The sequence below is a fragment of the Paeniclostridium hominis genome, from assembly GCF_014306135.1.
Classification (GTDB): domain Bacteria; phylum Bacillota; class Clostridia; order Peptostreptococcales; family Peptostreptococcaceae; genus Paraclostridium; species Paraclostridium hominis.
Map to the genome: position 1 here is coordinate 451,335 of NZ_JACRWD010000001.1, position 19,237 is coordinate 470,571.

Annotated in this window: 20 protein-coding genes; 14 read left to right on the forward strand and 6 right to left on the reverse strand. The window is 27.7% G+C overall.

Going from position 1 to position 19,237, the window contains the following annotated elements; translation table 11 throughout:
- The first annotated feature begins 157 nt into the window (after positions 1-157).
- Positions 158-670, forward strand: coding sequence for a DNA topology modulation protein (locus H8891_RS02170; protein ID WP_187004995.1), 513 nt, complete (start codon positions 158-160; stop codon positions 668-670).
- A gap of 137 nt (positions 671-807) precedes the next feature.
- Here the strand turns inward: H8891_RS02170 and H8891_RS02175 are convergent, their stop codons facing one another.
- From H8891_RS02175 to H8891_RS02185, 3 genes are all read right to left on the reverse strand, one after another.
- Positions 808-1,512: a DUF421 domain-containing protein gene (locus H8891_RS02175; RefSeq protein WP_187004996.1), complete on the reverse strand. Its 705-nt coding sequence runs from the start codon at positions 1,510-1,512 to the stop codon at positions 808-810.
- A 195-nt stretch (positions 1,513-1,707) separates the two neighbouring features.
- Positions 1,708-2,457: an acyl-[acyl-carrier-protein] thioesterase gene (locus tag H8891_RS02180; RefSeq protein WP_187004997.1), complete on the reverse strand. Its 750-nt coding sequence runs from the start codon at positions 2,455-2,457 to the stop codon at positions 1,708-1,710.
- Positions 2,458-2,929: 472 nt separating this feature from the next.
- On the reverse strand, positions 2,930-3,172 hold the full coding sequence (locus H8891_RS02185) for a small, acid-soluble spore protein, alpha/beta type (protein ID WP_243207745.1): 243 nt from the start codon (positions 3,170-3,172) through the stop codon (positions 2,930-2,932).
- A gap of 224 nt (positions 3,173-3,396) precedes the next feature.
- Between H8891_RS02185 and H8891_RS02190 the strand changes: the two genes are divergently transcribed.
- The 3 genes from H8891_RS02190 to H8891_RS02200 all read left to right on the forward strand — a co-directional run bounded on the left by H8891_RS02190 (position 3,397) and on the right by H8891_RS02200 (position 6,285).
- Positions 3,397-4,182: a 5'-methylthioadenosine/adenosylhomocysteine nucleosidase gene (locus tag H8891_RS02190; RefSeq protein ID WP_330604944.1), complete on the forward strand. Its 786-nt coding sequence runs from the start codon at positions 3,397-3,399 to the stop codon at positions 4,180-4,182.
- A 136-nt stretch (positions 4,183-4,318) separates the two neighbouring features.
- Entirely contained in the window at positions 4,319-4,888 is a 570-nt protein-coding gene (locus tag H8891_RS02195) for a sigma-70 family RNA polymerase sigma factor (RefSeq protein ID WP_187004999.1), read from the forward strand.
- Positions 4,888-6,285: a DUF4179 domain-containing protein gene (locus H8891_RS02200; RefSeq protein WP_187005000.1), complete on the forward strand. Its 1,398-nt coding sequence runs from the start codon at positions 4,888-4,890 to the stop codon at positions 6,283-6,285. The genes H8891_RS02195 and H8891_RS02200 overlap by 1 nt, the downstream gene beginning before the upstream one ends.
- A gap of 33 nt (positions 6,286-6,318) precedes the next feature.
- Here H8891_RS02200 and H8891_RS02205 read toward each other — a convergent pair whose 3' ends face one another.
- Positions 6,319-6,855: a DUF4825 domain-containing protein gene (locus H8891_RS02205; protein WP_187005001.1), complete on the reverse strand. Its 537-nt coding sequence runs from the start codon at positions 6,853-6,855 to the stop codon at positions 6,319-6,321.
- A gap of 291 nt (positions 6,856-7,146) precedes the next feature.
- Here H8891_RS02205 and H8891_RS02210 point away from each other — a divergent pair, with 291 nt between their 5' ends.
- The 6 genes from H8891_RS02210 (at position 7,147) to H8891_RS02235 (ending at position 13,507) form a co-directional block, all read left to right on the forward strand.
- Positions 7,147-7,698, forward strand: a complete 552-nt coding sequence (locus H8891_RS02210) for a glycerol-3-phosphate responsive antiterminator (RefSeq protein ID WP_187005002.1) — start codon at positions 7,147-7,149, stop codon at positions 7,696-7,698.
- Between the two features lie 205 nt (positions 7,699-7,903).
- Entirely contained in the window at positions 7,904-8,674 is a 771-nt protein-coding gene (locus H8891_RS02215) for an MIP/aquaporin family protein (protein WP_187005003.1), read from the forward strand.
- 48 nt (positions 8,675-8,722) lie between these two features.
- Positions 8,723-10,258 (forward strand): glycerol kinase GlpK, encoded by a 1,536-nt coding sequence (glpK, locus tag H8891_RS02220; protein ID WP_187005004.1) that lies wholly within the window; start codon positions 8,723-8,725, stop codon positions 10,256-10,258.
- A gap of 153 nt (positions 10,259-10,411) precedes the next feature.
- On the forward strand, positions 10,412-11,872 hold the full coding sequence (locus H8891_RS02225; RefSeq protein WP_187005005.1) for an NAD(P)/FAD-dependent oxidoreductase: 1,461 nt from the start codon (positions 10,412-10,414) through the stop codon (positions 11,870-11,872).
- Positions 11,862-13,106, forward strand: a complete 1,245-nt coding sequence (locus tag H8891_RS02230) for an NAD(P)/FAD-dependent oxidoreductase (protein WP_187005006.1) — start codon at positions 11,862-11,864, stop codon at positions 13,104-13,106. Before H8891_RS02225 ends, H8891_RS02230 begins: the two co-directional genes overlap by 11 nt.
- Positions 13,107-13,108: 2 nt before the next feature.
- Positions 13,109-13,507, forward strand: a complete 399-nt coding sequence (locus H8891_RS02235; protein WP_187005007.1) for a DUF1667 domain-containing protein — start codon at positions 13,109-13,111, stop codon at positions 13,505-13,507.
- A 192-nt stretch (positions 13,508-13,699) separates the two neighbouring features.
- Here the strand turns inward: H8891_RS02235 and H8891_RS02240 are convergent, their stop codons facing one another.
- On the reverse strand, positions 13,700-13,888 hold the full coding sequence (locus H8891_RS02240) for a transcription initiation factor TFIIIB (protein WP_187005008.1): 189 nt from the start codon (positions 13,886-13,888) through the stop codon (positions 13,700-13,702).
- Positions 13,889-14,045: 157 nt separating this feature from the next.
- On the opposite strand from H8891_RS02240, the gene H8891_RS02245 reads away from it, so the two are divergent.
- The gene (locus H8891_RS02245; RefSeq protein WP_187005009.1) at positions 14,046-14,798 is read left to right on the forward strand and encodes an AAA family ATPase; all 753 of its coding nucleotides are present in this window, start codon (positions 14,046-14,048) and stop codon (positions 14,796-14,798) included.
- A 98-nt stretch (positions 14,799-14,896) separates the two neighbouring features.
- Here H8891_RS02245 and H8891_RS02250 read toward each other — a convergent pair whose 3' ends face one another.
- Complete coding sequence (locus H8891_RS02250) at positions 14,897-15,382, reverse strand: hypothetical protein (protein ID WP_187005010.1); 486 nt, start codon at positions 15,380-15,382, stop codon at positions 14,897-14,899.
- 194 nt (positions 15,383-15,576) lie between these two features.
- Here H8891_RS02250 and H8891_RS02255 point away from each other — a divergent pair, with 194 nt between their 5' ends.
- From H8891_RS02255 to H8891_RS02265, 3 genes are all read left to right on the forward strand, one after another.
- Positions 15,577-16,467, forward strand: coding sequence for a hypothetical protein (locus tag H8891_RS02255; protein WP_187005011.1), 891 nt, complete (start codon positions 15,577-15,579; stop codon positions 16,465-16,467).
- Positions 16,468-16,774: 307 nt separating this feature from the next.
- The gene (locus H8891_RS02260) at positions 16,775-18,154 is read left to right on the forward strand and encodes a peptide MFS transporter (protein WP_187005012.1); all 1,380 of its coding nucleotides are present in this window, start codon (positions 16,775-16,777) and stop codon (positions 18,152-18,154) included.
- Positions 18,155-18,280: 126 nt separating this feature from the next.
- A complete protein-coding gene (locus tag H8891_RS02265) occupies positions 18,281-19,150 on the forward strand; it encodes a TraB/GumN family protein (RefSeq protein ID WP_187005013.1) in 870 nt (289 codons plus the stop codon).
- The last annotated feature ends 87 nt before the right edge of the window (positions 19,151-19,237 follow it).

Sequence of the window (19,237 nt, forward strand, 5' to 3'; positions counted from 1 at the left end):
TGAGGCTATTTTTATCGATAGGTATTTATATAGATGTATTAAAGAGGTAATTGAATTACTATATATAGTATAGGCGTTATGATAATAGTAACTACTTTATTAATAAGATTATATATAGATAATTAAATCTGATTAGATTAATATGGAGGGGGTTAAAATGAAGATTGCAATAATTGGATATAGCGGAAGTGGAAAATCAACACTTTCTAGACAACTTGCAAAACATTATAATATACCCGTTTTATTTCTTGATACAGTGAATTTTTTACCTAATTGGGTTATGCGTGATAAAGATGAAGGTCGTTTGATAGTTTGGGATTTTATGAAAAATGACTCCTGGGTAATTGATGGAAATTATAGTGGATTTTATCAAAGAGAAAGATTAGAACAAGCTGATAAAATAATTTTTCTTAATTTTCCACGGAGAATTTGCATGTATAGAGCATTAAAAAGATATTTTAAGAATAAAAACACAACTCGTGAAGATATGGCTAAGGGATGTATAGAGAAAATGGATTTAGAATTTATTTGGTGGATTCTTCATGAAGGGCGTACTAAAGAAAAGAGTAATCATTATAAAAACATAGAACAAGAATTTAAAGATAAGATAGTAGTATTGAAAAATCCAAAAGAAGTTAGCTTATTTTTACAAAAGGAAATTAACTCGTAAATAATTATAATTTTGCTAAAAAGCCAACCAAAGAATATATTTTAAGTGATTAGCCTTGAATAATTTAAAGTGAATTTTAGAATAAAAGAGGCTTAAACTAATCTTTACACAAGTAGATATGTTTATGCCTCGATGAATTATTTATATAAAAAAACTTTTATGTTATCTTTACTATCAAGTGTGGCAAGCAAGACGTTTCTTACCTCGGTTTGATATAAATTTTCTAATTTGGAAATAACCCAACTTTCATCTTTATGAAGTGCTTTTAGTTCATTGAAATTAATTTTACCTTCTTTAATAATTGTTTTTGAAAAGTCAAAAGGTTCTATTTTTATACCCAAAGATGAAGGAGTAATTGGTTCATATTCTGGATGTAGGAAAACAGAAATCTTACCATCAGGTTCCCATGTTGCTAATGCTACCTTTTTCACATCATCTACTTTTTCTTCGCGTAACTCTTCTAATAACACATCAATTGATATTCTTGCTTTTTTTAAACCATTATAAAGTATTTCACCATTTTGAATAACTGTAATTGGAGAATTACTAACAAGTTTTCTAAGGGATGGAAATTTAAAAATGATAAATACTCCACTAACATATAGTACAACTAATACAAGAGTTGTAATTATTGATCCTTCTAATCCAAGTTTTTCATCAGATAACGGATGGGCAATAATATTTCCAATTACTAAAGTAATAGCAAAATCAAGTAGTCTTAGTTGAGAAATGGAACGTTGCCCTAATAGTTTTGCAATAGCTAGCAAAAAGAAAAAAGCAATGACAGCACGAAGTATCCAGCCAATTATGCTAAGAGTTTCTTGACCATGTAAGAATTCCATATACAATATCTCCTTTATCCAAAATATTTAATACTTATTTTATTTTAACCAATAATTAATAAATAATATATGTTAGTTGGATTTGTTATAGGTACACTTTAGTTTTATCTATCACAAGAAAGTTTAACAGCGATTTCTTTTATCACTGTTAATTAAATATATAATTATATTTTTAATTTAGTAGATAAAACTTTTTTATTTTTTCTTCCATATAAATTGCAATTTTGTAAGAAGATTTCCATTGTTACTTGTAATATTATGAATTGTAGTAATATCACCACTTTCATTATCAATTACTTCAGATGAAATATGTAATGTATCTCCATCAGTTGTTTCTTTTTTAAATAGTACTTTAATATTAAATAAATTATATTCATTTAAAATATATCTTGGTAAAGTATCTACTGCCATTTCCATGTATTTTACATTATTAACATGACCATTAGAATCTATATCACTATATCTAACAGGATAATATTTTTTATAATCCTCTTTTTGAATTTTAGGTAGATCATCTAAAGTAGGTACTTCAGCTAATTCTCCATTAAGTCCGTATATTTCACTTTGAGTAGAGGATATTCTCATAGGACGTCTTTTTTCAAAGTCTATTAGTATAGCTGTTGAAAAAGCTTCACCTATAACTTTTCCTTCAGAATTTCTTATAGTATTTTGTCTATAACCATAAAACTTTTTTGAACCTAATACTTTGGTATCAACAGTTATTGTATCTCTAAATTTAGGGTATTCATATATAGTTATATCATACTTTAAAAGTACCCAAATACATTGATTTTGAACAAATCCTCCTTTAGTTTCTCCTAAATAATCAGATTGAGATATAACTACATCCCACAAGAAATCAACTAAGGATGAAAATTTGCATTTATGTTCAGAGTCAACATTAAAAATATTTATTTTGTATTCCTTTTTAAAAATATCGTTCAATTATATTTCCTCCTTTTATAAAGTTAGTATGTATTTTATATTAAATATTATATCAAAATAAAAAAATTCCATATTACCTAAACTTTGACAATTAGTATAAATTTTATTCTACTTTTACTATAGAAAGAAATATTGTCATTGAGATTTATATTTTAGTAATTAAAAATATAGCATTTTTTTAGTGATTACATTTATGGAATATAATTGAAAATTCAAGATTATTATGATATACTAAAAACAAATTTTAATACAGATTCCTTTCTGTGTTGAGTTTGTTTTCTGTTAAGGACAGGAACAGCAATAGCTGTTCCTGTTTTTTATTTTATTAAATTGGATTATAGCAATTTATTGGGTATAAGTAACTTTTCTTAAGTATTATTTTAAAGTAAGAATCTAGGATGTAATGATTATAATAGGTAGTTTAATCATTTTTGTACTGGTGATTGCAAATTGTATAAATTTAAAAGTAAATTTATTTATTATTATACATTTGTAAAAGAATTTCTTCACCTTTAGAAACTAACGATTTAGTCATAGCTCCTCCAACCTGCTCCCCAGCAAGAACATTTTTTGATATTCCTTCTAGCGTATTTTGAGGAGCGTTACTTTCAATTTTATCACTAACTGGATTATAGTTGTATCCTTGTTCATTGGCAATTTCCATCTTTAGCATATTTAAAGCTTGTTTTGCATTTTGATTTATTAATTTACTCATAGAATACATCATTTCATTTATTGGGTTTATAAAATAGGATATACGTAATTAAAAATATAATACAAGATATTATAATTTCACATAAAATACGAACTAAAATATAAAAAAATTAAAAAATGTTATTGATATATACGAACGCATATGATATAAATGTTAATGTAAGGTACGAAAAATAAAGAAGACGGATTAATGTTCGTTAATTGACAAGAAGGTGGTTTCATATTATGAAAAAATTATTAGTGATGTGTGCGGTATTGGGATTATCAGTTACAATGCTTGTGGCGTGTGAATCAAAAGCACAGGTAAAAGACGAAAAAGTATTAGGTGTAATCGGGGCGATGGAAGAAGAAGTAGAAATACTAAAAAAGAAAATGGATATAAAAGAAACAGTAAATGTTGCTGGGATGGAATTTTATAATGGTACAATGGATGGTAAAAACATAGTATTAGTTCGTTCAGGAGTTGGAAAAGTAAACATGGCAGCATGTACTCAAATATTAATAGATAAGTTTAATGTAGATGCTCTTGTAAACTCAGGTGTTGCGGGAACTATGGATTCAAAGCTAAATCAAGGGGATATAGTAATATCTACGGATGCAGTTCAACATGACTTTGACACAACAGTTTTTGGAGATCCATTAGGAGAGATTTCAAGACTTGGGGTTACATTCTTTAAAGCAGATAAGAATATGATAGATACTGCTAAAAAGGCAGCTGAAAATGTTTCTGATATACATATAACTAAAGGCCGTGTTGCTTCAGGGGATCAGTTTGTAGCTGGTGGTGAAGTAGCTAAAAAAATTAAGAAAAACTTTGGTGATGTAGCAGCAGTTGAAATGGAAGGAGCTTCAATGGCACAAGTTGCTTATTTAAATAAAGTACCTTTTGTAATACTTCGTTCAATATCAGATAAAGCTAATGGAGAAGCTGATTTATCATATGAAGAGTTTTTACCAATAGCAGCAAAAAATGCTAGCACATTACTTGAAGAATTTATAAAACTTTATTAAAATTGTATAGCCAAAGATAAAAATGAACTCTATTTAAATAGAGTTTATTTTTATGTAAAAAAATAATAAAACTTTGCAACTATATAAGTGCTTTATGAATCTAATATATGTAATCGTGGTTATGGGGGAGGATAAAATGATTGAAAACATAGCTATTAAGAAAATAAGATTTTTAAATAAAAAGAAAGAAGAATATAGGGAATATGAATTAGTGAATAAAGCACAAGAGGGGTGCGATGAATCTTTTGGAAAACTTATAAATACATATAAGGAATACCTTTATAAAACTGCATTTTTATATGTTAAAAATGAACATGATGCACTTGATATTTATCAAGAAACAGTATATAAGGCATACATAAATATTTCAAAGGTAAGAAATCCCAATTTCTTTAAAACTTGGCTAACAAAGATACTTATTAACAATGTAAATATAAAACATAGACATTATAGTAAGTTTCAAGATGAACAAGTAGAAGATTTTATAGGAGAAATTTCTTATTCAAATATAGAAGAAAATATAGATTTATATGATGCAATAGATTCTTTAGAAGAAAAATATAAAACTCCAGTAATACTTCAATACTTTCAAGACTTGACTATATCGCAAATTGCACAAATTATGGAATGTAATGAAAATACAGCTAAATCATATATAAGAAGAGCTAAGAAAAAGTTATATGATATATTGAAGGAGGAAAAATAATGAGTAAATTTGATGAGATAAAGATTCCAGAGAGTATAGATGAATTAACTAAGAAGGCAATAAAAAAAGGTATAGATTATAAGAAGAAAAGAAAGTATAAAAAGATAATGATTGCATCATTTACAAGTTTAATAATTGGGACAGGGGTAATCGGAGTAAGTTTAACAAATCCTGCTATAGCGGATTCAATACCTATGATACAAGAAATAGTAGATTATTTTAGTCATAATGAAAAATCTTTATACAAATCTGACAAAGCTGATTTAGAAAACTTAGGCAAGGATTTAAACTTAACTGTAAATGATAAAGGAATAGAATTTACAATAGATAGTGTATCTGTTGATGATAATTACATAACTGTATTTTATACTGTAAAAAGTGATAAAAATATAAAAGAAATAAATGAACATTATAAAGAACCTTACTTTGCAAGTCCAACTATATGCACTGCATATATAGGTGGTAAGAATATAATACCAGACGGATTTATAGAGAAAGAAGCAACCTATATATCAGATAAGGAGTTAAAAGGAATTCAAAAAATAGATGTAAGTTATACAGATATAAAAAATAATGAAGAAATTGAATTTCATGTAAACGAAATATTTGAAGAAGAGGGTAATTGGAAAATATCTACTAAAATAGATAAAACAAAATCTATTTCTAAAACTCATAATTATAAAGTAAATAAGAATTTTAAATTTAAGGAAACTCTTGATTATGAGGGTAAGAAGATAAATGTAAAACATAAAGTAAATATAGAAAAAGTGATTATATCTCCATTAGCTAATAAGATATTAATTAATGAAAAAATTAATAAATCTTTTGAATACTGGGAACCTATTATGGGAAATAGGTTTGCATTATTTGATGAAAATGGCAAAGCTTTAGATGTATTAGATAAAGGAGAGACTGGAGTTGACCCTAGAACTGGAATAGCAACTAATTCATACGAATTCTTAAAAGCAGACAAAGATACAAAATCATTGACTTTAGTACCTATATCTTATGATGAGAATACAAAAGATAAGATGTTAAAAACTCAAGGTATAGACAATTTGCCAATAGTATTTGAAACTAGCAAATATGGAAAAGTAGTTATAGAAGATATTAAAATTACAGATAAAGAAATAAGATACACTTATTATAAAGATGGTGTAGTACGAGGTTACCCTCATTTATATTTCTTTGACGAAAATGATAAGGAAATACAATTTGATATACATTTAAAAGAATCTTTAGATAGACATACAGGTAGACATACAACTATATTTGATATAGGAAATTCTAAAAAAAATACTTCTAAAATAAAATATATAAAAAAAGTATCAACATATACAGATAATAGTATGAATTTATTATATGACCAACAAATGAAATTTGATTTAGTAAAATAGTAATAAGCCACTATTTTTACATAGTGGCTTATATTAATTTATATCGCTTTTTATAAAGTTTTCTAATGATGATTTATCCTGTGTTATTTTTTCTAAATTAACTCCATACTCATTCTTATGAGCATCGATTAACTCATCTCTTTTATATGTAATACCTGTTCCATTATCAAAATTAAAATTAATTATATCTACATTTTTAACAAGTGAAAGTAAAATCATAGCATTTTTTTTAATTGCTTCAGAAAAAGGAATTGTTATAGATGTATTATCTTCAAATTTAACATATGTATCTTCAAAGTCTTTATAATCTATGTTTATTTCATAAGGTTTTGACTTTGTTTGTAACTCAAATTTTTTATTGTATATATTAGCAGGTAAGTTTGAAATAATATTACCTATAGCTGAGTTATTTCCTACATAAGAATCTTTATACTCTAAAAGTTTATCCACACTTATTTTTGATTCATTAGAATCTTCTTTAGAATTTTCAGTTTTTTCACACCCAACAAATCCTAATGATAATACAATTATTATTAATGGTAATATTACCTTAAATTTAAAAATTTTCATATAGTTTATCCCCTTTATATATCTTATTTTTAAATTATTAAATTTCTTTTTATTTTAACTTATAGCTTAAGATTAATCTATATTTAAATTGATTTTATTTTAAAATTATTATTAATATTTAGTTAATAATTTTATGATAAATTAAATAAATAAAAAAATAACAAATTAATGTGAAATATTTGTAATAACTTTAAATATGCACTATGGCAAAAATATAACAATGAAATCGATTTTAGTTTACTTAAAAAAAGTGATATAATTAATTTAAAAAAGCAAAAGGTGGAGGCATATATGAAAGACTTATTAGAATTAAATCCTATAATTTGTGCAATAAAAAATGATGAGCACCTTGAAGATGTTGCAAATTCGGATGGAGATATTGTATTTTTATTAAATGAAGATATTCTTAGTTTAAAGGATAAAATAGAATTTTTACATAAGCATAATAAAAAAGTATTTGTACATATTGATATGATTACGGGAATATCATCAAGTCCTATAGCTGTAGATTATATGAAAAAAGAATTAAACTTAGATGGAATTATAACTACTAAGACAAATATAGTAAAAAGAGCAATAGAGCTAGATTTAAAAGTTGTCCAAAGATTTTTCTTTATAGATTCAATGTCACTTGAAAATGCAATTGAAAGTTTAAGAAAGGTAAAACCTGATGCAATTGAAGTCATGCCTGGAGTAATTCAAAAAGTAATTAAAAAAATGAATAAAACATATCCAAACATACCTATAATATGCGGTGGACTTATAGATAGCAAAGAAGAAATAATAAATGGATTAGCGTCAGGAGCAATGGCTATATCTACTACAGATGTTGATATATGGTAATTTAAAAACATAATAAAAATTAAATATTATAAAAAATTAGTTTATTAAATATCTAACAAGTTATCTTATTGACTGGAAAATGTTTTCGTGATAGCATTTAATTAAATTAATACTGGCTAGAGACAAGAGAGCCCTATAAAACTATAGGTGCTCTCTGTTTTTTTAACTAATTAGCTAAAGGTAAATATCAAAGGGGGAATTTGAGTTGAAGAAGACACTACTAGGAGAGTGTATATCTGAATTTATTGGATCATGGATATTAATATTTATAGGATGTGGAGCAGTAGCATCTATGGTTTTAAGTGGAGCAAGTGTTTCACAGTGGGAAATAGGTATAATTTGGGGACTAGCAGTTACAATAGCCATATATGTAACTGGAGCTGTATCAGGAACTCATATAAATCCAGCTGTAACTATTGCATTAGCAGTACATAGGGATTTTCCAAAAAATAAGATAATTCCATATATCATATCTCAAATATTAGGTTGTTTTGCAGGAGCAGCAACAGTTTATTTATTGTTTAATAAGTTGTTTACATCATTTGAAAGCACTCATAACATAGTAAGAGCAGGTGCAGATGGACTTAAAACAGCTTCAATATTTTCTACATATCCAAATGCAGCATTAAATTCATTTGATGCACTACTTGTAGAAACGTTTATAACTATGCTATTGGTAATTGTAATACTAGCAGTAGGAGAAGAGAAAAACTCAAATAAACCTATGTCAAATTTAGCACCAGTTTTTATAGGTATAACTATAGCTATAATAGGAGCTAGCTTTGGAGTTTTAACAGGATTTGCTATGAACCCAGCAAGAGACTTTGGACCAAAATTATTTGCAGTTATAGCAGGTTGGAAAAGTGGTGCACTAGGACCTAATATGTATTTTTGGGTACCAATAGTTGGACCGATAATAGGAGCAGTTTTAGCAGGTTTTGTATTTGATAAAGGAATAAAAAGATACATGAAATAGAATATATATCATCAAAGTTTAAATAAATAATCATTGGAGGCAAACAATATGAAAGAATATATGATGGCATTAGATCAAGGAACTACAAGTTCAAGAGCTATATTATTTGACAAGGAAGGTAATTTAGTTGCAACATCACAAAAAGAGTTTACTCAATTTTATCCAAAACCAGGATGGGTAGAACACAATCCTATGGAAATATGGGGTAGTCAAAGTGGTGTAATGAGAGAAGTTTTAGAAACTAACGGTATAAAGCCAGAACAAGTTTGTGGAATTGGTATAACAAATCAAAGAGAGACAACTATAGTTTGGGAAAAAAGTACAGGAAAACCAGTATATAATGCAATTGTTTGGCAATGCAGAAGAACATCTCAAATATGTGATGAGTTAGAAGCTAAGGGATATAAAGAAAAAATAAAAGAAAAAACAGGATTAATACTTGATGCGTATTTTTCAGGAACTAAAATAAAATGGATACTTGATAATGTTGAAGGTGCCAGAGAAAAAGCTGAAAATGGAGAGTTATTATTTGGAACAGTAGATACTTGGTTAATATGGAATTTAACTCGTGGTAAAGTCCATGTAACTGATTATTCAAATGCAGCAAGAACTATGTTATACAACATAAAAGAATTAAAATGGGATGATGAAATATTAGAAATACTAGATATACCAAAGAGTATGTTACCAGATGTAAAACCATCTAGTTATATATATGGACATACTGATGAACATATGTTAGCAGGAGCTCAAATTCCTATAGCAGGATGTGCAGGAGACCAACAAGCTGCCTTATTTGGTCAAACTTGTTTTGAAGAAGGGTGTGCTAAAAACACTTACGGAACAGGTTGCTTTATGCTTATGAATACAGGAGAAAAAATAGTTGAATCTAAAAATGGATTATTAACAACTATAGCTTGGGGTGTAGATGGAAAAGTTGAGTATGCACTTGAAGGTAGTATATTCATAGGAGGAGCAGCTATACAATGGTTAAGAGATGAACTTAGAATTTTATTTGATGCTCAGCAAAGTGAGTTTTATTCTCAAAGTATAGGAGATACTAATGGTGTATATGTAGTACCAGCTTTTGCAGGACTTGGAGCTCCTTATTGGGATATGTATGCTAGAGGATGTATTATGGGTCTTACTCGTGGGGCAAATAGAGCTCACTTAGTTCGTGCTACATTAGAGTCAATTGCATATCAAGTTAAAGATGTATTAAATGCTATGCAAGAAGATTCAGGTCTTAACTTAAAAAATCTTAAAGTTGATGGTGGAGCTAGTGCTAATAACTTCTTGATGCAATTTCAATCAGATATACTAAATGTTAACATAAATAGACCTAAAGTACTTGAAACTACTGCAATGGGAGCAGCATATCTTGCAGGACTTGCTGTAGGATTTTATAAAGATAAGGAAGATATAAAGAAATCTGTAACAATAGAAAGAGAATTTGAACCACATATGAGTGAAGAAAAGAGAAAAGTACTATATAAAGGATGGAAAAGGGCAGTAGAAAGATCACTTTTATGGGCTAAAGAAGATGAAGAATTTGAAAAAGAATTAGCAAGTGTAAAAAATTAATGACAAATAAAATTGTTTATGATACAATAGAGTTACAAGTTAGGAAAACGATTTAAAAAGATTAAAAATGAAATATTATGGCTAAGAGATGAGAGAGCCTTCTATACAATGTATAGGGGGGGTCTCTCTATTTTTTTTCAAGGAGGCAAAATTATGTATGATATAGCAATAATCGGTGCAGGTATAAGTGGTAGTTCTATAGCAAGGGAATTATCAAAATATAATTTGAAAACTGTAGTAATAGAAAAAGGTGTTGAAGTTTGCCAAGGAACTACTAAATCAAACAGTGCTATAGTACATGGTGGATATGATGCGAAAGTTGGTAGCTTAAAAGCTAAACTAAATGTTAAAGGAAATAGTTTATACAAAGATTTATGTGATGATTTAGATGTAGATTTTAAACAAATAGGTTCTTTAGTTTTAGCATTTGATGATGAAGAAATGGAACATGTAAAAGCTTTATATGAAAGAGGACTTGAAAATAAAGCAACAGGACTTAAAATATTAAACCGTGAAGAAGTAATAGAGATTGAACCTAATGTTAATAAAGATGTGGTTGGGGCTCTACTTTGTGAAAGTGCAGGAATTGTTTGTCCTTTCAATTTAAATATAGCGCTTATGGAAAACGCTATGTTAAACGGAGTAGATTTAAAACTAGAATCAGAAGTTGTAGATATAGAAAAGATAGATGATTATTTTAATATAAAAATAAAAAATAAAGATGATATAAAAGCTAAGTACGTTATAAATGCAGCAGGAGTGTATGCTGATAAAATAAATAACATGATAGGTGGAGATGAATACTTTATAATACCTAGAAAAGGTGAATATAAGATATTAGATAAGAGTGAAGGTAAAATTGCAAATCATGTTTTATTCCAATGTCCAAGTGAAAAAGGAAAAGGTGTTTTAGTTACTCAAACTGTACATGGAAATTTATTAGTTGGACCAAACGCTACAGTTGTTGATGACAAAGAAGATATATCAACATCAAGAGAAGGAATAAGTGAAATAGTAAACAGTTCAAGAAAAACTATAGAAAATATAGATTTTAGAAAAACAATAACAAGTTTTGCAGGTCTTAGAGCAACTCCAAATACAGGGGATTTCATGATATTTGCTTCAGATAAATGTAAAAACTTTATAAACGTCGGTGGTATAGAATCACCAGGTCTTGCATCAGCACCAGCAGTTGCAAAATACGTTGTAGAAATTCTTAAAGAAGAAGGTTTAAATTTAAATGAAAAATTAAACTTTAAACCAAAAAGAAAGAAAAACAAACCTTTTATAAAAATGAGCCCACAAGAAAAAGAAGAAATAATGAAAAAAGACCCAAGATACAAAAAAATAGTTTGTAGATGTGAAAGCGTAACAGAAGGTGAAATTGTAGATGCAATAAATTCACTATGTGGAGCTAGAACAGTTGATGGAGTTAAAAGAAGAGTAAGACCAGGTATGGGAAGATGCCAAGGTGGATTTTGTGGACCTAAGGTAATAGAAATATTAGCTAGGGAACTTAATATAGATGTTGAAGATGTATTAAAAGACTATGAAAACTCTAATGCAGTAGTAGGAAAATCAAAAGAATTAAGAGGTGAGTTAGTTGAAATATAATGTTGTAGTTGTTGGAGGAGGACCTGCAGGTTTAGGTGCAGCAGTTGAAGCTAAGAGAAATGGTGCAAAAGATGTACTTATAATAGAAAGGGATAGAGAACTAGGCGGTATACTTAACCAATGTATACACAATGGTTTTGGATTACATGAATTTAAAGAAGAATTAACAGGACCTGAGTATGCTCATAAATTTATTGAAATGGTTAAAGAAGAAAAAATAGACTATATGTTAAATACAATGGTTTTAAATATAAGTGAAGATAAGACTATAGAAGCTTTAGGTGAAGAAGGAATTATAAATATAAAAGCAGATGCAATAGTTTTAGCTATGGGATGTAGAGAAAGAACAAGAGGAGCAATAGACATACCAGGGTATAGACCAGCAGGAGTTTATAATGCAGGTGCAGCTCAAAGACTTTCTAATATGGAAGGTTATATGGTAGGAAAAGAAATAGTTATATATGGTTCTGGTGATATAGGTCTTATAATGGCAAGACGTATGACACTTGAAGGAGCTAAGGTAAAAGCTGTAGTTGAAATAAATCCACATTCAAGTGGTTTAACTAGAAATATAGTTCAGTGTTTAGATGATTTTGATATACCTTTAATGCTAAGCACTGGAATAACTCACATAGATGGAAAAGAAAGAGTTAAAGGAGTTACTCTTTGTAAGTTAGATGAAAATAGAAATCCTATAAAAGGAACAGAAGAATACATAAGTTGCGATACAGTGCTTTTATCAGTAGGACTTATACCAGAAAATGAGTTAAGTGTTGAAGCTGGTGTTAATTTAGATAAAAAAACTAGTGGACCTATAGTTAATAATTCTATGGCTACTAATGTAGATGGAGTGTTTGCTTGTGGTAATGTTGTTCATGTTCATGATTTAGTAGACTTTGTTACTAAAGAAAGTAAAATAGCAGGTAAAAATGCAGCACTTTATTCTTTAAATAAGCTAAATAAAGGTAATGAAGTAAAAACTGTTGCAGGAGAAGGAATTATATATATAGTTCCACAAAGTGTAAACGTGGATAATAATGAAGATGTTAACTTATTTATGAGAGTTAGACAAATTTATAAAAATAAAAAGTTAGTTGTAAGAAGTGATGACAAGGTAATTTTAGAAAAGAAAAGACTTCATATGATACCTTCAGAGATGGAAAATATAAAAATTAGTAAAGATTTATTTAAGGATATTAAAGGAAATATAACTGTAAGTGTTGAGGAGGCTTAGTCATGAGAAATATTACTTGTACTGTTTGTCCAATGGGATGTTCTTTAGTTGTTAGTAAAGTTGATGGTGAATATAAAGTTGAAGGAAATACTTGTAAAAGAGGAGCTAAATATGGAGTAGAGGAAGTTACAAATCCTAGAAGGGTTATAACTACTACTGTTAAGTTAAATGGAGGTTATTTAAATTTACTTCCTGTTAAGACTAATGATTCTGTTCCTAAGGAGCTTATGTTTGATATTATGAAGCTTTTAGATAATGTTGAGGTTAATGCTCCAGTTAGTGTTGGAGATGTTATTGTTAAGGATGTTTTAGGAACTGGTGTTGATGTTGTTAGTGCAAAATCTATGGAAAGTTTAAATTTAAATGATGGATATGATCATGAATTAAAACATTGTATATAATGCTAATTGAGGGGCGCTTGGATGAATATATAAGTTTTGCTCCATACAAGCTAAAAAGATGCTTGTAAATGTCGCTTCAACTTATATATTCATCCTTCGCTAACTTCGGTTAGCATTTTTACTTTGTTTTAAATAAATGTAGAAACTTTATAGTGAAAGTCTACTAATTAAATTAGTAGACTTTTCTTAGTTTTATTTAAATCTGCCAGGTTTTTCAACTCGCATACATAATATATAACCACAATTAGTACATATCTCATATATTACATTTGAGCCCATTCCAAATATATTATCCACTGGATATATTCTTGCATAACCATTTTGTTTGCCTTCTGCTATTTCTGTACAACCACATTTTGGACAAGTTTCACTATTTCCCATTTTATACACCCCTTTATATATAAAAAATATTAGTTTTCTAGTTTAAATGTCTTTGATTTTGAATCATTTACTCTAATATAATTATACAATACATTACTATGGATTATAATATGTATATATAATAATATTATATAGGGTAAATTAGGAGGTAGGATATATGAACGGTGATAAAATAAATCAGTACATAAGATATATAACTTTAGATAGAGAGAGTATTACGAATACAAATCAGTATCCATTTGATTTACCTGTTATGAAAGGATTAAATAAATTAGATTTTCATAATAATGTAACTTTTATAGTTGGGGAAAATGGAACAGGTAAGTCTACTTTGTTAGAAGCTGTCGCAGTTGCTTATGGATTTAACCCAGAGGGAGGGACTAAAAACTTTAATTTTTCAACTAAGGATAGTCATTCAAATTTAAATGAATACATAAATGTGGTAAAGGGAATTAAAAAGCCAAGAGATGGATTTTTCTTAAGAGCAGAAACTACTTATAATTTGGCATCAAATATAGACGAGCTAGATAAAGAGGTACTTGGAAGGAGAATTATAGATTCTTATGGAGGTGTATCTCTTCATGAACAATCACATGGAGAGTCATTTTTTTCTATATTTTTAAATAAGTTTGGAGAAAGAGGTATTTATATTTTAGATGAACCTGAGGCGGCATTATCTCCATCAAGACAAATGGCTATGCTAACAAGGATTAAAGAGTTGGTAGATTTAAATTGTCAGTTTATAATAGCTACTCATTCACCTATTTTAATGGCATATCCTGATGCGGTTATCTATGAAATAAAGGATGATAGAATAAATGAAGTTGAATATGAAGAAACAGAACATTATCAAATTACACATTCATTTTTAAATAATAAAGAAAAGTTTTTAGAGATATTAATGGATTAATATTAAATAATCTTAGTCCATAATTTAAGTATTTTAGTGCCTGTTTTAAATTTAATTAATGAAAAAAGAAGTATTAAAGATTAATATTTCTTTTTTTATTAATTAACTATATACAAACTAAAATTAAATTTCTTTATTTCATTAAAGTCTACCATTAATTCATAATTACCGTCATTATCAACACTATCAATAAATATAGAATTTTCTTTAGGTGTTTGGGTATTATTATATACATATTCTCCTGTAGAATTATCTTTTAACATAACTGTAATTGGATATTCTATTTTTGTATCAATTCTTAAAGACTCTCCTTTTTTTAAATCTATATTAAAAGTCTTTTTTGTACCTAAATCTAAACCACCTTTAACTTCTTCTTGCAAATAAGAGGTAGTATTTGAATCTTTTTTATTTTGTTGCTTTAAGTCAACTTTAACCTCTAGAACTTGTATATCTTTTTTTACAGTTTTTCTAGTATTATCAGATATAGTTACTTTTGATTTATCACCAAGTTGATTACTTTGAGTACAGCCTGTTGAACTTAAAAGTAGCATCCCTATTATAATTGCTATATTAGTTAATTTCACAATTATTTCCCCCATTTTTGAATATTTTATATAATGTGATTATAACACTAACAACTAAATTATTTTTTGTCAAGCTCTCTTTGTAAGTGATTTTTATAGCTCCAAGAGTAGATAATATGTATACCAATATAAATTTACATTAAGCAATGGTATAATTTATATATATTATAAATGTAAATTAGAGGGGGATTTAAATGGGAAATAAAGAATTACGCTTAAAGGGGAAAGAAGTAATAAAAAATAATAAAAATGTAGTAAATAAAACATTTTTTATAACGATGATTTTTATGGCAATATTATTTATTATACTAAATCCAATAATAAAAAATATTGTAGGCATTATAATGAAATCTATTAAGTTAGATGGTGGGGAATATATGGGATATAGGCAATTGTTAGATATTATGAGTATAGGAATAAGTTTGATGATTGTTACTGTATTTTCTGATTTTATATTGTGCTCTTTATCGCTAGATTTGATAAGAAATGAACCTTTTAATAAAGAATCAATAAAATCTAGACTTAACTTAATAGATAAATATTTAGTTGCTAAATTGATAAGTTTTGCAATTCAATCTTTATGGTATATAGTTTTAAATTTAATAAGAATCTTAATCTCTGCAATAGTTTTTGTGGGAGCATTTAGTTTATTAGCAGAGATTTCAAGTAATAGTGGTAGTGCTTCTTTTAAAGTACAATTTTACTTTATGTTGATATCTACTGTTTTTCTTGTATTTTTCATATTTAGTATAAATGTTATTATCTTCTCAGAAACATTCATACTTCCATTTATTGCATTAGATAATCAAAATAATTTTAATAAGAAAGATATATTTAAAACTTACAGGGCTGTCATGAAAAAAAATAGAATTAAATCATTTAAGTTAATGTTTGGATTTATTCCACAAGGAGTATTATTACTATTTGGAGTTTTGATTTTTTACCATGCAGTTAATGCGCTAAATTATACTATGATATTAATATTATTAGGTATTATGACACCAGTAATTATGGCATTATATCCTAAAATAATGATAACTTTAGCACTAGCTTATGAAAGAATGTATAATTACTCAGAGGTATAATAGATAATTAAGTTAAAATATATAATCTGTATCAAATATAATTTGGTACAGATTTTTTTATTTTATAATATAAAGTTTATGTAAAAATTCGTAGAAATAAAACATATAATATCGAAATTACTCTAAAAATGTATTGCGTGTGAATATGCGTTGTGCTACCATTTACCTTGAGGGAAGAAATAAAAAAGAGGGATATAAATATTTAAAGAAAACGATTTATAGAAATATCACCATATCTTTCACAAGAAAGAGTTTGGATAATGATATACATAAAAATTACTATCACAATCGAAAGGGGTTTAGGGTTATGAGTACAACAGTAGAAAAGAAGAAGAATAAATTTCCTTTAGGATTTTATTTTTGTGCGACAACTTTCTCATTTGAGAGAGCAGCATATTATTCTTCAAAGTTTTTAATTTATGCATTTCTTACTGCAACTGTACTAACAGGAGGTCTTGGTATAAGTAGAGGAGAAGCTGCAAAGATGCAAGCTGATCTTGTTGCATTTACATATCTTTCACCAATAATTGGGGGGTATATATCAGATAGATGGATAGGAGCTAGATATACTATACCTTTTGGAATGTTTATTATGGCGATAGGCTATTACTTAGGTTCAATAGCTGATTCAACTTTAATGATAGGTATTATGATAGCTTTAGTTTCAATTGGGACTGCATTTTTTAAAGGCAACGTTTCAGCTGTAGCTGGACAATTATTTGATGATAAAGAACAACTAGATGCAGCCTTTTCAGTACAATATTCTTTTGTTAATATAGGATCTTTTGTAGGAACTACAGCAGTTGGTATATTATATGCGAAAACATTTGCTCATAATGGAGTGCTTGGATTTTCTCAATGTTTTTTAGTTGCATCAATTTTATGTGTAATAGGTGGGATATGGTTTATTATAGGATGGAGATTTTTAGGCAATGCAGGAAAAAGACCATTCAAAGAAGGAGTAGTTGCTGAGAAAGTTGAAACTAAAGACAAAACTCCTTTAACAATTATTGAGAAAAAAAGAGTTTGGGCTATAATACTTGTATCTGTATTTTCTGTACTTTTCTGGGTATTTTGGTATTTAGCTTATCTTGCAGTTTATGATTATGGTAAATTATATGTGGATTTAAATATTGGAGGATTTGAAGTTCCTATCGTTTGGTTTGACTCTTTAAATGGTTTAGTTTGTATAGCATTAGGACCAGTTCTTGCTGGACTTTGGTTAAAACTTTCTAAAAGACCGCAAGGGGATATGAGTTTATTTAAAAAGACTGCCTTTGGATTAATATTTTTAGGATTTTCATTTTTCATGCTTGTTGGAGCCGAGTTTTCAAGAGGAATAGGAGCTTCAGAGGCATTTAAAGCTAGTATAGGTTGGTTAATTGGATTTGCAGTGCTTTTAAGTTTAGGAGAGATGTTTTTCTCACCACTTGGAAATTCATTTGTAAGTAAGTATGCACCTAAAAAGATGTTAGCTGTTTTAATGGGAGTATGGACATTTGCCACTTTCTTAGCTGGTAAAGGATATGGATATATTTATGACTTTACTCTTCAATTTAATATGATTAAAGTTTATACTACAATTCCAATTATAATGTTTGTTGCAGCTGCAGCATTATTCATATTTGATAAGAAGTTAAGTAGTCTTGTTGAGGATGAGGATGATTCATCATCAGAAGAAGCTTAGTTAAAATATATAAAAACCCTAGGTATAAAAGTACTTCCTAGGGTTTTTAATTTTACTTTTTTATAGAGAATCTATTTCTTTTGATTTATAATTTAATAAGAAGAAATAGGGGGGAAATAAAGAGATATGAAAAAAAGATTTATTAGCATAGGGTTAGGTTTGGCTATTATATTTATACTTTATAATGCTATAAGTACTAATAAAGTTAAGGGATTTATATGGGAAGCTAGTAAGGATAAAAAGTCTATATATTTAATAGGAACACTACACCCTGGAAAAAGTGGAGTAAATTATGAGAATAAAACATTAAATAAAATTATGAATGAAACAGAGGCATTAGCGGTTGAAGTAGATGTAACAGATAAAAATAATGAAAAGGAAGTAGTTAAAGATGCAAAAGAAAAAATGTATTTAAAAGAAGGGGAGATAAAAGATTTATTATCAAATAAAGAAAAAGAAAAGTTTGATAAGATACTTAAAGAACTAGATATAAATTATGGTGATGTAAAAAATCTTACTCCTTCAGGATTTTCAGACGTTGTAAATGCAATGATTGCTAATGAAGCAAACATGGAAACATTAGGCACGGAAGGTTTTTTGATTAACAATTATAAATCCAAGGGTAAAGTTGTAATAGAATTAGAAAATCATAAAATACAATCAATGGTATTGGAATCTGATGAAAAAGATTTAAAATCTTTTGTAAATAATTTTGAAAGTAAGGATGTTATTTTTAAAAATTCTACAAACCACTTTAATAATATTGTAGACGCTTATATTAAAGGAGATGAAACTTATTTTTTAGAAACTGAAGCAATTGGAGAAAACGAAATAAACAAAGAAAGAAATAGAAATATTGCAGATAAGATAGATAAGCTTGCTAAGGAAAATAAAAGGTATGCTGCAGCTATTGGTACATATCACTTTTTTGGAAAGTATAGTATTTTAAAGAATTTAGAAAATAAGGGATATAGTATAAAGAGATTAGAGTGTTAAAATCAAGGAAGACAGATAATTATAGATACTGTATAAAAAGTTATATTAACTAAGAATAGTTTAACTAAGGAGCTTGTTAAAAAATAT

What these genes read in the sequence shown, in the direction of transcription:
- H8891_RS02195 (WP_187004999.1), top strand. Translation starts at nt 4,319, where the DNA reads ATGATTGAAAACATAGCTATTAAGAAAATAAGATTTTTAAATAAAAAG.
- glpK (WP_187005004.1), top strand. Translation starts at nt 8,723, where the DNA reads ATGAAAGAATATATGATGGCATTAGATCAAGGAACTACAAGTTCAAGA.
- H8891_RS02185 (WP_243207745.1), bottom strand. Translation starts at nt 3,172, where the DNA reads ATGAGTAAATTAATAAATCAAAATGCAAAACAAGCTTTAAATATGCTA.
- H8891_RS02200 (WP_187005000.1), top strand. Translation starts at nt 4,888, where the DNA reads ATGAGTAAATTTGATGAGATAAAGATTCCAGAGAGTATAGATGAATTA.
- H8891_RS02225 (WP_187005005.1), top strand. Translation starts at nt 10,412, where the DNA reads ATGTATGATATAGCAATAATCGGTGCAGGTATAAGTGGTAGTTCTATA.
- H8891_RS02170 (WP_187004995.1), top strand. Translation starts at nt 158, where the DNA reads ATGAAGATTGCAATAATTGGATATAGCGGAAGTGGAAAATCAACACTT.
- H8891_RS02190 (WP_330604944.1), top strand. Translation starts at nt 3,397, where the DNA reads ATGAAAAAATTATTAGTGATGTGTGCGGTATTGGGATTATCAGTTACA.
- H8891_RS02210 (WP_187005002.1), top strand. Translation starts at nt 7,147, where the DNA reads ATGAAAGACTTATTAGAATTAAATCCTATAATTTGTGCAATAAAAAAT.
- H8891_RS02255 (WP_187005011.1), top strand. Translation starts at nt 15,577, where the DNA reads ATGGGAAATAAAGAATTACGCTTAAAGGGGAAAGAAGTAATAAAAAAT.
- H8891_RS02240 (WP_187005008.1), bottom strand. Translation starts at nt 13,888, where the DNA reads ATGGGAAATAGTGAAACTTGTCCAAAATGTGGTTGTACAGAAATAGCA.
- H8891_RS02235 (WP_187005007.1), top strand. Translation starts at nt 13,109, where the DNA reads ATGAGAAATATTACTTGTACTGTTTGTCCAATGGGATGTTCTTTAGTT.
- H8891_RS02260 (WP_187005012.1), top strand. Translation starts at nt 16,775, where the DNA reads ATGAGTACAACAGTAGAAAAGAAGAAGAATAAATTTCCTTTAGGATTT.
- H8891_RS02205 (WP_187005001.1), bottom strand. Translation starts at nt 6,855, where the DNA reads ATGAAAATTTTTAAATTTAAGGTAATATTACCATTAATAATAATTGTA.
- H8891_RS02175 (WP_187004996.1), bottom strand. Translation starts at nt 1,512, where the DNA reads ATGGAATTCTTACATGGTCAAGAAACTCTTAGCATAATTGGCTGGATA.
- H8891_RS02245 (WP_187005009.1), top strand. Translation starts at nt 14,046, where the DNA reads ATGAACGGTGATAAAATAAATCAGTACATAAGATATATAACTTTAGAT.
- H8891_RS02265 (WP_187005013.1), top strand. Translation starts at nt 18,281, where the DNA reads ATGAAAAAAAGATTTATTAGCATAGGGTTAGGTTTGGCTATTATATTT.